Annotated in this window: 10 protein-coding genes and 1 pseudogene; 5 read left to right on the plus strand and 6 right to left on the minus strand. The window is 68.5% G+C overall.

Features of this window, described 5'->3' with window-relative positions; translation table 11 throughout:
• Positions 1 to 176 precede the first annotated feature (176 nt).
• Together Q5Y72_RS04950 and Q5Y72_RS04955 are read right to left on the minus strand one after the other, a co-directional pair.
• Positions 177 to 1,163: a hypothetical protein gene (locus Q5Y72_RS04950; protein WP_305962282.1), complete on the minus strand. Its 987-nt coding sequence runs from the start codon at positions 1,161 to 1,163 to the stop codon at positions 177 to 179.
• An 18-nt stretch (positions 1,164 to 1,181) separates the two neighbouring features.
• Positions 1,182 to 1,682 (minus strand): Lrp/AsnC family transcriptional regulator, encoded by a 501-nt coding sequence (locus tag Q5Y72_RS04955; protein ID WP_305962283.1) that lies wholly within the window; start codon positions 1,680 to 1,682, stop codon positions 1,182 to 1,184.
• A gap of 156 nt (positions 1,683 to 1,838) precedes the next feature.
• Here Q5Y72_RS04955 and trxB point away from each other — a divergent pair, with 156 nt between their 5' ends.
• The 3 genes and pseudogenes from trxB to Q5Y72_RS04970 form a co-directional block, all read left to right on the plus strand.
• On the plus strand, positions 1,839 to 2,843 hold the full coding sequence (trxB, locus tag Q5Y72_RS04960) for a thioredoxin-disulfide reductase (RefSeq protein ID WP_371930760.1): 1,005 nt from the start codon (positions 1,839 to 1,841) through the stop codon (positions 2,841 to 2,843).
• A gap of 79 nt (positions 2,844 to 2,922) precedes the next feature.
• Positions 2,923 to 4,254, plus strand: coding sequence for a 3-phosphoshikimate 1-carboxyvinyltransferase (gene aroA, locus Q5Y72_RS04965; RefSeq protein WP_305962285.1), 1,332 nt, complete (start codon positions 2,923 to 2,925; stop codon positions 4,252 to 4,254).
• A 583-nt stretch (positions 4,255 to 4,837) separates the two neighbouring features.
• A pseudogene (locus tag Q5Y72_RS04970) lies at positions 4,838 to 5,464 on the plus strand (transposase); the annotation flags it as partial.
• 173 nt (positions 5,465 to 5,637) lie between these two features.
• Here Q5Y72_RS04970 and Q5Y72_RS04975 read toward each other — a convergent pair.
• The 4 genes from Q5Y72_RS04975 to gloB form a co-directional block, all read right to left on the minus strand.
• Entirely contained in the window at positions 5,638 to 5,889 is a 252-nt protein-coding gene (locus tag Q5Y72_RS04975) for a hypothetical protein (RefSeq protein WP_305962286.1), read from the minus strand.
• A 101-nt stretch (positions 5,890 to 5,990) separates the two neighbouring features.
• Complete coding sequence (locus Q5Y72_RS04980; RefSeq protein ID WP_305962287.1) at positions 5,991 to 6,593, minus strand: hypothetical protein; 603 nt, start codon at positions 6,591 to 6,593, stop codon at positions 5,991 to 5,993.
• Positions 6,594 to 7,520: 927 nt separating this feature from the next.
• Positions 7,521 to 9,845, minus strand: a complete 2,325-nt coding sequence (gene clpA / locus Q5Y72_RS04985; protein ID WP_305962288.1) for an ATP-dependent Clp protease ATP-binding subunit ClpA — start codon at positions 9,843 to 9,845, stop codon at positions 7,521 to 7,523.
• Positions 9,846 to 10,070: 225 nt separating this feature from the next.
• Positions 10,071 to 10,817: a hydroxyacylglutathione hydrolase gene (gene gloB, locus Q5Y72_RS04990; protein ID WP_305962289.1), complete on the minus strand. Its 747-nt coding sequence runs from the start codon at positions 10,815 to 10,817 to the stop codon at positions 10,071 to 10,073.
• A 58-nt stretch (positions 10,818 to 10,875) separates the two neighbouring features.
• Here gloB and Q5Y72_RS04995 point away from each other — a divergent pair, with 58 nt between their 5' ends.
• Together Q5Y72_RS04995 and Q5Y72_RS05000 are read left to right on the plus strand one after the other, a co-directional pair.
• The gene (locus Q5Y72_RS04995) at positions 10,876 to 11,673 is read left to right on the plus strand and encodes a methyltransferase domain-containing protein (protein ID WP_305962290.1); all 798 of its coding nucleotides are present in this window, start codon (positions 10,876 to 10,878) and stop codon (positions 11,671 to 11,673) included.
• Between the two features lie 263 nt (positions 11,674 to 11,936).
• The gene (locus tag Q5Y72_RS05000) at positions 11,937 to 12,560 is read left to right on the plus strand and encodes a glycosyltransferase family protein (protein ID WP_305962291.1); all 624 of its coding nucleotides are present in this window, start codon (positions 11,937 to 11,939) and stop codon (positions 12,558 to 12,560) included.
• Positions 12,561 to 12,592: the final 32 nt, after the last annotated feature.

Raw genomic sequence — 12,592 nt, forward strand, 5'->3', positions numbered from 1 at the left:
GCCGATGCGGCGCCCCGCGCAACGCCGCCGCGCGTTGCGTGGTGGCCGGCGCAACGGGGCGGCAGCGCCGCGCCCGGCAAATGCAGGGATTTTCGCCGCACAGGGCGTGCACCGGGCAGGCACGGCGCGTGCACAGGCTGTACACCGACAACGCACGGTGGGTTAGTGAACCGTTGTCACGGTGCGCGTTGACTGGGCCTCAGCGCATTCCTCACGCTGGTCTGGGCCTCTGCGCAAAAGGCAAACAACCGCTGCTCCCTGCGGCGGCGTCGTTGCTCGGAAAAGGTGATCAGATTGTGAACGGTCCCCGCGCCAGGAACGAGATTCAAGGTCTGGTTGAGCAGATAGGAAACCGACACCTTCCGAAGGCTGCTTTCGCTGATCCCGGCGCGGCGCAATCTGTGGTCGAACTCTTCCGTGTGCCCGTTCAGTTCATCGGCGATAGCCGCGATCGTCTGATTGTCGAGACGTGTGTCTTGCCTTGCAGCCCATGACCTGAACTCCTCAACGAAATCGTGGTTCCTGAGTTCTTCGAGCACCGGGTGATACGGTCCATCCTTGCCGACAATGTCATAGAGATTGGGGAGCCTGAGCGTTTTTTCGGCAAGGTCGGAAATGATGCTCGCATTGCGAGAATCCAGATACTGATACGGGGACGGCCCGCACAGGTTGCATGTGATGGCGTTGAAGCAAGGGTCAAGCTGCAAGTCATTGAAGTCGTCGAAGTGGTCGATGATGATCATGTCGGCGGCCAGGCGTTCGACAACCGGCTTGGCAGAGATGCTTTCGCCCAGAAAGTCGACATGCTGACTGTGATAGTCGTAACGCCCTTTGCCGCCAAACGACGTGAGAAAGTCGTCATACGTCGTGTTCTCTGCGAGGACATCCAGTCGCGGGGGCGGTTCGTCGTCATTCAAAAGGCAGGATACCCGTTCATCGAGGTTCAGCTGCGCGCCCGGAAACTCGTCGCAGATGAACTTCACGTACTCCAGGTCCCGCATATTTCGAGGGCAGACCACCGGATGGGCAAACCAAATTTCGTCGTAGAGAATGAGCAATCCTGTACAGCCGATCAGGACCGGCGGTGGCCCGGCGTCGTCCCGATCAGGGGCGTTGTAGTCGAATCCTACCGGGGTGGAAAAGCCGACGAAGGCACGCCGCATTTCCTTCTCCTTCGCAGATTACCCCGCCTCGCGCACCCTCTCCTCGACCACCTCGAAGGGCACCGAGGGGTCGTCCTTGGCGGCGCGGATGACCAGCGAGGTCTTGACGCTGGCGACGTTGGGGGCGGCGGTCAGCTGTTCGGTCAGGAAACGCTGGAAGCCGGACAGGTCGGGGGCCACGCATTTCAGGATGAAGTCGATCTCGCCGTTCAGCATGTGGCATTCGCGGACCAGCGGCCAGCCGCGCACGCGGGCCTCGAAGGCCGACAGGTCGCGTTCGGATTGCGAGGCCAGGCGCACCATCGCGAAGACCTGCACCTCGAAGCCCAGCTCGCGCGCGTCGATGTCGGCGTGGTAGCCGCGGATATAGCCCAGTTCCTCCAGCGCGCGGACGCGGCGCAGGCAGGGCGGCGCCGAGATGCCGACGCGGCGCGCAAGCTCGACATTGGTCATGCGCCCGTCGGCCTGCAACTCGGCCAGGATCTTGCGGTCGATGACATCCAGTTTCGCGCCGGCCATGCTGCTCTTTCTTGATTGGGGTTCTGGCGTTTCCGGAAACTACAATGCGGGGCTGTTGCGCGCAACATTGTTTCCTGGACCGGCGCGCATCGCGGCACGTTGCAGAAGCCGCCGCAAGCGATTACCTGATGCACCAGGTTGATGACGGGGCGCAAGATGACTGACGGCACGCATGTGAAACTTCTGATCGTGGGCTCGGGGCCGGCGGGCTATACGGCGGCAGTCTATGGCGCGCGGGCGATGCTGCGGCCGATGCTGATCCAGGGGATGCAGCCGGGCGGGCAGCTGACGATCACCACCGAGGTCGAGAACTGGCCCGGCGAGACCGAGATCCAGGGCCCGGAGCTGATGGTGAAGATGGAGGCCCACGCCGCCGCGATGGGCGCCGAGATCGTGACCGACGTGGTCACCCGGCTGGACCTGGGCGTGCGGCCCTTCGTGGCGGAATGCGACAGCGGCCGGCGGGTTACGGCGGATGCGGTGATCCTGGCCACCGGCGCGCAGGCGCGCTGGCTGGGGCTGCCCTCGGAAGAGAAGTTCAAGGGCTTTGGCGTCAGCGCCTGCGCCACCTGCGACGGCTTCTTCTATCGTGGCCGCGAGGTGCTGGTGATCGGCGGCGGCAACACCGCGGTCGAGGAGGCGCTGTTCCTGACCAAGTTCGCCAGCAAGGTGACGCTGGTGCATCGCCGCGACAGCCTGCGCGCCGAGAAGATCCTGCAGGAACGGCTGTTCCGCAACCCCAAGGTCGAGGTGATCTGGGACCACGCGCTGGTCGAGGTGCAGGGTGCCGAAAGCCCGATGGGCGTCACCGGCGCGGTGCTGGAATCGGTCAAGGACGGCGCCCGGCGCGAGGTCGCGGCCGATGGCGTCTTCGTGGCGATCGGGCATGCGCCGGCCAGCCAGCTGGTCGCCGACCAGCTGGAGCTGCATCACGGCGGCTATGTCAAGGTCGAGCCGGGCAGCACCCGCACCTCGGTTCCCGGCGTCTTCGCGGCGGGCGACCTGACCGACCACGTCTATCGGCAGGCCGTCACCAGCGCCGGCATGGGCTGCATGGCCGCGCTGGACGCCGAGGCCTGGCTGGCCGAGCACGAGGCGGCGGGCCAGCCCGATCCGGCGGCCGCCGAACTGCCGCAGGCCGCGACCGCCAGCGCCGGCTGAGCGGCGTCGGGGGCATTATCGCGGTGGCGGCGGCGGCGCGGCGGCGCTACAACAGCCGCGCAATCGAGAAGGTGTTCCCATGTCCCATTCCGCCGAACCCCGCCCCATGTCCTCGCGCCGCAGCGGGCCGCTGCGCGGCACCGCGCAGGTGCCGGGCGACAAGTCGATCAGCCACCGCGCGCTGATCCTTGGCGCGCTGTCGGTCGGCGAGACGCGCATCACCGGGCTTCTGGAAGGGCAGGACGTGCTGGATACCGCCAGGGCGATGGCCGCCTTCGGGGCCGGGGTGGCGCGGCAGGGCCCCGGCGCGTGGACGGTGCAGGGGGTGGGCGTCGGCGGCTTTTCCGAGCCCGAGGGCGTCATCGACTGCGGCAATTCCGGCACCGGCGTGCGGCTGATCATGGGCGCGATGGCGACCACGCCGATCACCGCGACCTTCACCGGCGATGCCAGCCTGTCGCGCCGGCCGATGGCGCGGGTGACCGATCCGCTGGCCGAATTCGGCGCCCGGATCACCGCGCGCGAGGGCGGGCGGCTGCCGATCACCATCGAGGGCGCCGCCGATCCGCTGCCGCTGCGCTATCGCACGCCGGTCGCCAGCGCGCAGATCAAGTCGGCGATCCTGCTGGCCGGGCTGAACGCGCCCGGCGAGACCGTGGTGATCGAGGCCGAGCCGACGCGGGATCATTCCGAACGGATGCTGGCGGGATTCGGCGCGCAGATCCGCAGCGAGACCACCGCCGAGGGGCATGTGGTCACGCTGACCGGCCGGCCCGAGCTGCGCGCCCAGCCGGTCGCGGTGCCGCGCGATCCCTCGAGCGCGGCGTTTCCGGTCGCCGCGGCGCTGATCGTGCCCGGCTCGGAGATCCGGGTGCCGGGCGTCAGCCGCAACCCGACCCGCGACGGGCTGTATGTCACCCTGCAGGAGATGGGCGCCGACATCGCCTTCGAGAATGTCCGCGAGGAGGGTGGCGAGCCGGTGGCCGACCTGGTGGTGCGGCATGGCCCGCTGCGGGGCGTCACGGTGCCGGCCGGGCGCGCGGCCAGCATGATTGACGAGTTTCCGATCCTGTCGGTGATCGCCGCCTTCGCCGAGGGCGAGACGGTGATGAACGGCGTGGCCGAGCTGCGCGTGAAGGAAAGCGACCGCATCGACGCGATGGCCCGCGGGCTGCGCGCCAATGGCGTGCAGGTCGAGGAGACGCCGGACAGCATGACCGTGCACGGCATGGGCCGCGTGCCGGGCGGGGGGCTTTGCGAGAGCCACCTGGACCACCGGATCGCGATGTCCTTCCTGGTCCTCGGCCTCGCGACCGGGCAGCCGGTGGGCGTCGATGACGGCGGCCCGATCGCGACATCCTTCCCGGATTTCGTCGCGCTGATGCAGGGCCTGGGCGCCGATCTGGGCTGAGCGCCTCGGCCAGGCCGGGGGCAGGGGGGCGCAAGCCGCCCCAGGTCGATCGGCCCCGCGGCCGCCGGCATGGGCCAAGGCCCCGTCGCGGTCGCTGGCTCGTTTCGGGTTGCGCGACACGACCCCGGGCGACGCGCGGTTTCTCGGGGTGGCTCGGGGTGAACGGTCCTGGAGGAGAGGGGCGCCGGTCCGCCCTTCGGACGAGGCTGACCTTCCACAAAAGGCGGCTTCGGGTGCGGGCAGACAAGCGGTCCTTGTGGCCAAGCCCAGAAACCCTTCGGTCCTGGCGCCGTCTGCGACGCCAGCCGGACGGGCAATCCCATGAGGCCTGCCTCATTCTCCGGCGAGACCTGGCCGAGACGTCGGGCCGCCGGGCCAGCCGCTTGCGAAAAATGGTGATATCCCCGCGCCGTGAGGGCCGCGGCGGGGACGTCAGCAGATCCTGTCGGCAGGATGGTGGCGCCTCGTGCCAAGGTCGATGCGGGTGATGGTGTCGATCCCATCGACCTTTGCGAACGGCATTGCCGCAGAAGTCCAGGCGGGCAGGACACACAGCGCGCATCCATGCGGTGAGACGGCCGGCCTGAGCAAGCCCAAGCCCGCCCGCTGCAGCACCCCTCGCCGGTCTGACGAGAACACTGCGCCGAGACAGCGTGATCCACCGCTGATCTGGCTGGACAGGAAAAGTGCCTTGCACGCGCCGCATGAAGGCCGCCCGGGGCGCCCGCCGTTGTTCTCGAACGCCGCGATCCGGTTCTGCGTCGATCGAGGTGCTGTTCAGGCTGCCGCTGGGGCAGACCGCCCGGACGGGGCACGAGCCTCCATCGCCAGGCCGGGCCGGACTGGCCGGTTCCAGACGACTCCATGCCATGCCGCAGGCGGAAGACCTGCCGGAGGACAGCACCGGTATCACGTTCCCGGGCGATCGCAGCGGCAAGCCCGCGAGCATGGCGTTCAGGGCCGCCGCCAAGGGCGCAAGGTCCATCTGGCCATGGAAACCGCCACCTCGGACATCCGTGCCGTGGCGTTCGCCAACAGCCCGGAAGGCGACAGCCGTGTTCTGCCGGACCTGATGGACCCGATCCCCAGGGGCGAGGACATCGGCACCGTGACCGCGGACGGCGTTTCTGACACGCGCCGCTGCCACCGCGCGATCATCGCGCGCGGCGGCGCCGCGATCATACCGATCCGAAGGAGCGGCCGGCCGTGGTGACGGGTGGCGCGCAGGGTTTCGTTGCGCGCCACCCGTGGGCGATGCGCCCATCGCGCCCTGCCGGCTGGCAAACGCGCGGCGGCTGCCCGACCCCGGAACCCCGTCGATCGCACCCGTGTCAGGGCCAGCCGCGGACAGGGCGCGCCGCACGGCCATGCGCTCGTTCAGGCTCATCTGGGGTGCTGGGGCCGGGGTTGCCGGGCGACCGCCCGGCGTTGTGGCGGTGTCGCCGATTGCTGGTGGCGCTGCTGCTGAGATTGCATGCGCTGCGGCGGCCGCAGTTGCGGCTGACGAACCTGTCCCTTGACAACCTGACCGGCGAAGGTGCCGAACCGCCTGTTCAGGTCGTCGCCCGCAACGGGCTTACGAAAACCGGAGGAGAACGAAAGGCCGGACATGACCCGCTGGATCGTCCCACGCATCGTGAACCTCTCACATCGCGCGCTCGGCGGTTCTCGTCGAACCGTTCGTCCCTGATGTTGCACCGTGCCGATGAACCTCTTCTGGCGAGGTCGGCATCCGATCACGCGGGCCTGGTCTGCACGTCGGACGGGACGAGGGCGTCCTTGATGTCCATCTGGAGGCTTTCCTGAACCGCGCGGCGAATATCCGCCATCGCCCCGACCCGCCGGCAAAGGGCATAGCCTCCTCGAGCCGTCCGCCCGGCCAGTGGACATGCATCGTCGGCGCCGTCAGGCTGATCCCGGATTTCCGGGTGCAGATCCGACGGATCTTCGCAGGCTGACCGGCCTGATCGAGGGAATGCGTCTTGATGACGGTGACGGGATCGATGTTCGGGTCGAACTGCCGCGTCGATCCGCAAGGCGTAGCCACGGCGCATATCGGCCGGGACGCAGAACGGTCGGGGGGTCGGGCGCCGATCGGGACGCCTTTCCCATGTGAGCGAAATCGTGACGTCATCCCGGGCGATCCGCATCAGGATGAATCGGCCTGACCCTTCCGACGTCTGCTTCCACGCCCTCGGCTTCGCGCGTTCGAAGGCCAGCAGCGTCGGCTCCAGCCGGACGATGCGGCTGTCGGGACGGCTTACGCGATTTGCCCGGCGGTATCCGGATCTGCCCAACGCCGCCGCATGGTCGTGATGCTGCCGCCAGTGACGATGCACCGCAGGATGCGCAGGGTGTCGGTCCGCGTCTTCCAGGTCCGAGGGTCCGGGGATACCGGAATGCGCGCGCGGCCGGCCCTTGCAGGGGCGATGGATGAGGCGGACGCCCGAAGACCTCGCCTTCCTGCCATTGCCGCCGGTCCGCGCCTTCCGGCTCTGCGGCTGACGATGACCTCGTCCGGACGGTCGAGACAGCGGATTCCACACGCCCCGCGGCCGGGCCTTCCAGGCTGCGATTGACGGAGCGCAGCCCTCGATCCTCCTCGCCGAGGCGCGTTCGAGACGATGACGAAGCCGATGTCGCAGACACCGTTGCCTTGATGATGTGCGCATTCCATCCTGCGGCCATGATCCAGCCGGCAGGATCATCCCCGTCTTCCAGAGCTTCCGATATTCGCGGGTATCGATCGTCGCTCGACAGGGTGTGGGCGCCGAGGCCGGTGGACCGCGCCGATACTCTGGCCGCCGCCGCCGGGCGCCGGCTCGTGGCATGCTTGCCCCTGACAACGGGGGTGGGGACGTCATGAGCGGTCCCGACATTGCCGCAGTCGGGAGCCCCGAGGGATCAGGTCGAAATTGCGGGCAGTCTCGGGCCAGTCTTCTGCAAGGCTTATTGGCGACGCTTCCTGATCACGCGATCTCCGGTCTTTCGACCGTGATCCGTGGTCAAGAAGGCCCCCCGACCGAAGCGAGCCTGGCCGTCGGTGACGGCGCAGACATCCGCGAAGGATTTTTCCGGCCGGTGTTGCGGCGGGACAGGACTCGCGCGACGGCATCGGCCGGACCGGACAAATCATCCCTCGGATAGGACGGCTGCCGGGAGATTTCCCGGCAGCCCTCGTTGCTGTTTCCCAAGACCCGGAACGACCCGGGCGGTCGCGGCGGGGGCCTTGTCCCCCGTCGCGCGGGGCGCGCGCGGCGCCGCGGCTATTCCGCGGTCAGCAGCGGCGTGCGGGCCTTGCCGATGCGCGGCGCGTCGGGGCCCGAGATGTCGAAGACCGGCTTGTCGTCCTCGATCTTGACGCGCACCACGCCGCCCTTGGTCAGCCGGCCGAACAGCAATTCCTCGGCCAGCGGTTTCTTGATGTTTTCCTGGATGACCCGGCCCAGCGGGCGGGCGCCCATGCGGTCGTCATAGCCCTTTTCGGCCAGCCAGTCGGCGGCTTCGGGCGTCAGCTCGATATGCACGTTGCGATCCATCAGCTGGGCTTCCAGCTGCAGCACGAATTTCTCGACCACATGCACGACCACTTCGCGCGACAGCGGCGTGAAGCTGATGACGGCATCGAGGCGGTTGCGGAATTCGGGCGTGAAGGTGCGCTCGATGGCGGCGGTATCCTCGCCCTCGCGCTTGTCGCGGCCAAAGCCGATCGCGGCCTTCTGCATGTCCGAGGCCCCGGCATTGCTGGTCATGATCAGGATGACATTGCGGAAATCCACCTGCCGGCCGTTATGGTCTGTCAGCCGGCCGTGATCCATCACCTGCAGCAGGATGTTGTAGACATCCGGGTGCGCCTTCTCGATCTCGTCCAGCAGCAGCACGCAATGGGGGTGCTGGTCCACGCCGTCGGTCAGCAGGCCGCCCTGATCGAACCCGACATAGCCCGGGGGCGCGCCGATCAGCCGGCTGACGGCGTGCTTTTCCATGTATTCGGACATGTCGAAGCGCAGCAGCTCGACCCCCAGCGTCGAGGCAAGCTGCTTGGCAACTTCGGTCTTGCCGACGCCGGTGGGGCCGGCGAACAGATAGTTGCCGATCGGCTTCTCGGGCTCGCGCAGCCCGGCCCGCGCCAGCTTGATGGCCGAGGACAACGCCGAGATCGCGGCGTCCTGGCCAAAGACCACGCGCTTCAGCGTCACCTCGAGATCGCGCAGCACCTCGGCATCGTCCTTGCTGACATTCTTCGGCGGGATGCGGGCGATCTTGGCCACCACGGCCTCGATCTCCTTCGGGCTGATGGTCTTGCGGCGCTTGCTTTCAGACAGCAGGTGCTGGGCCGCGCCGGCCTCGTCGATCACGTCGATGGCGCTGTCGGGCAGCTTGCGGTCGTTGATGTAACGATGCGCCAGTTCCACCGCGGTGCGGATCGCCTCGTTGGTATAGCGCAGGTCGTGATGCTTTTCGAAATGCGGCTTCAGCCCCATCAGGATCTTGACGGTGTCGGCGACCGAGGGCTCGTTCACGTCGATCTTCTGGAACCGGCGGCTGAGCGCGCGGTCCTTTTCGAAATGCTGACGGTATTCCTTGTAGGTCGTCGATCCCATGCAGCGCAGCTTGCCGCCCGCCAGCGCGGGTTTCAGCAGGTTCGAGGCATCCATCGCCCCGCCCGAGGTGGCGCCGGCGCCGATCACGGTATGGATCTCGTCGATGAACAGGATCGCGTCGGGATGGGCCTCGAGCTCCTTTACGACGGCCTTCAGCCGCTCTTCGAAATCGCCGCGATAGCGGGTTCCGGCCAGCAGCGCGCCCATGTCCAGCGAGAAGATCGTGGCGCCAGACAGCACCTCGGGGGTCTGCCCCTCGACGATCTTCTTGGCCAGCCCCTCGGCGATGGCGGTCTTGCCGACGCCCGGATCGCCGACCAGCAGCGGGTTGTTCTTGCGGCGCCGGCACAGCACCTGGATGCAGCGTTCGACCTCGTCCTCGCGGCCGATCAGCGGGTCCACGTCGCCCTTGCGCGACTTGACGTTCAGATCGACGCAGAATTTCGACAGGGCGGTTTCTTCCTTGGCCTCCGGCGGGGCCTCGGCCTGTTTCTGGCCGGCCGGCTCGTCCGAGCCGACGACCTTGCGATTCTCGCTGAAGGAGGGGTTCTTGGCGACGCCATGGGCGATGAAGTTCACCGCGTCATAGCGGGTCATGTCCATTTCCTGCAGGAAGAACGCGGCATTCGATTCCCGTTCGGCGAAGATCGCGACCAGCACGTTCGCGCCGGTCACCTCTTGCCGGCCCGAGCTTTGCACATGGATCGCCGCGCGCTGGATCACCCGCTGGAAGGCCGCGGTCGGCACCGCCTCGGAGCCCTCGACATCGGTGATCAGGGTGGACAGGTCATCCTCGATGAAATCGATCAGCAGCTTGCGCAGTTCGTCCAGATTGACGTTGCAGGCGCGCATGACCTTCACCGCGTCGGGTTCGTCGGTCAGGGCCAGCAGCAGGTGTTCCAGCGTCGCCAGCTCGTGTCGATGTTCGTTTGCCAGAGCAAGTGCCTGGTGAATGGCCTGTTCCAGGGAGGTCGAGAAGCTTGGCACGGTCGTCTCCTGTCAGTCGGCTGGCGGTATGGGCATATCTTGCGGCCCACCTGCCCAGACTGTCACGATACAGTTAAGATTTGGTGGAATTCGCCCGGCATCAAGTTCTTTTTGACGAAACGCGCGCGTTTTTCCCACGGATGAGGCAGATGTGATGCCCGTGCCGGCGATTTTCAAGTCGGGCCGGCGCGCGGGCCGAATTGGCTTGGCTGTGGCCGGGCCGCATCAGAAGCGGTCCTTCATGGCGCGCAGCCGCCCGAACACCGCCGCGTCCGAGGCGTCCTGCATCTCCAGCCGGTCGCGCAGCGCGTCGACGCGCAGGAAGGGGTTGGTGGCGCGTTCGCAGGCCAGTGTCGCGGGGGCGCAGGGCTGGCTGGCCGCGGCGATGGCGGCCAGGCGGGCGCGCAGGTCGGCATTGTCGGGATCGACACTGGTCGCGAAGGCGCCGTTGCCGGTGCAGTAGTCATGGCCGGAACAGATCAGCGTGTCGGCGGGCAGGGCGTTCAGCCGCGACAGACTGTCCCACATCATCGGCGCGTCGCCCTCGAACAGGCGCCCGCAGCCCAGCGCCATCAGGCTGTCGGCGGTGAAGGCCAGCCCCGAGTCCGGGAAGTGGAAGGCCAGATGGCCGATGGTGTGGCCCGACACGTCGATCGCCTGCGCCGTCTCGCCCAGCACCTCCAGCCGCTCGCCGGGGGCCACGGAGAGGTCCAGCGGCGGCAGGCGGTGGGCGTCGGCGGCCGCGCCGATCACCCGCGCGCCCGTCTCGGCGACGATCCGGGGCACCGCCTGCACATGGTCGTCGTGGTGATGGGTCAGCAGGATCGCGTCCAGCCGCCAGCCGCGGGCCGCGATCTCGGTCAGCACGGGCGCCGCCTCGGGGGCGTCGACCAGCACGGTGCCCGCCGCGCCGTGCAGCAGATAGGCGTAGTTGTCCGTCAGGCAGCGCAGCGTGACCAGTTCCAGCGGCATTGGCAAATCCCCTGCTGTGTGATGTGGTTCAGCCTGACAAAAGCCGGGCCGGGGCGCAATGCACCACGACATCGACGATCTGCGACGGTTCTACTACCAGCGCGCCCTGGGCCGGGTCGTGCAGCGGATCCTGCGCGACCGGCTGACGCAACGCTGGAGCCCGGCGGGCAGCACCGGCATGGCCGTCGCGGGGTTCGGCTTTGCCGCACCGATGCTGCGGCCCTACCTGACCGAGGCGCGGCGCGTCACCGCGCTGATGCCGGGGCCGCAAGGGGTGATGGCCTGGCCCGCGGGGATGCCCAATCACAGCGTGCTGTGCGACGAGACGGCCTGGCCGGTCGATACGGGCAGCATCGACCGGCTGGTGATGCTGCACGGGCTGGAGACCAGCGACCACCCCGCCGCGCTGCTGCGCGAGACCTGGCGGGTGCTGGGCCCGGGCGGGCGGATGATGCTGATGGTGCCGAACCGGGCCGGGCTGTGGGCGGCCTCGGACCGCACGCCCTTCGGCTTTGGCCGCAGCTATACCGCCGGGCAGATCGAGGCGCAGACGCGGGCCGCGGGCTTCACCACCGAATGGCACGGCTCGGCGGTCTACATCCCGCCCTCGGACCGGCGCTTCTGGCTGCGCAGCGCGCAGATGTGGGAACGCACCGGCCTGCGCATCAGCCGGGTGCTGATCGCCGGCGTCACGCTGGTCGAGTTGTCCAAGCATGGCCGCGCCCCCGCCGCGCCGGGGCTGAAGGTGCATGTCCCCAGCCCGCTGGACATCCTCGACGGCGTGGGCCTGCCGCGGCCCGGCCGCGCCCCGGCGACACGGCGTCCCTCGGGGGCGGGGCGATCGCCCGCGCGCTGACTGCGCCCGACCGCTGGTTGAGCAAGGCAGCCAATCGCGCAAAACCTGTCCATAAGGTGAGGTGTCCCATCGGCGGAAAATCGCCTAGACTGACCAAGTGGTAAGTTTTTAGGTGGTATGGTGTCATGTGTGCTGTTTGCGTCTCGCCGGCCCTGGATGGCTGGCCCATTTTTGTCCTCTGCACGGCGGGCGTTCAGCGCCGTGAAGGGCGGCTGACCGAAACCTTGCGATCCCGCGGCCTGCCGTTTCGTGTGCTGGAAACGGTGAGGGGTGCATCGTGCCGCGGCTGGCGCGCGCAGCTGCACCGCCGCGCCTGGCAGCAGCTGCGCGACGAGGATCTGCCCGGGGGCATCATGATCGAGGACGGGGCCCGGCTGATGCCGGGCTTCGTCGAATTCCTGCTGGCCCGCGGCTATCTTCATGCCGACCTGACCCAGTTCAGCCACGGCCGGGCCCGCGCCTGGCTGTGGGGCGGCTGCGAGGCATCCGCGAATGTCGCGCTGCGGCCGCTGGCGGCCAGCACGGGGCTGGCCTCGGGCTATGCGCTGTCCTGGCGCGGCGCGGGAACCCTGCTGGCCGCGGCCGAGGGCGCCGCCCCGGCCGCCTCGGCGCAGCAGGCCGACTGGCCCTGCGACATCGCCCGGCTGGGCGCACTGGTGACCCGGCCGATGCTGGTCGAGCCGCCGGACTGGCTGGCCGATGCCGCGCCGATGCCGGCGCGGGCCGAGCAGCCAGCGCGTCCCTTCGAGATCGCGGCCCGGCGGGCCGAGGGTCCGGACTGGCGCGACCTTGCGGCCGCGACCCTGCCGGTCGCCGCCCCCGATCCGGGTCGCGCGGCGGGACGGGCGCGCGCCGCCTTCGCCCCGTCGCTGCCGACCGCGTTCTAGGCCGCCGCGACCGCGAATCCCGACCATCGCCG

It is taken from the genome of Paracoccus spongiarum (assembly GCF_030732095.1).
GTDB lineage: Bacteria > Pseudomonadota > Alphaproteobacteria > Rhodobacterales > Rhodobacteraceae > Paracoccus > Paracoccus spongiarum.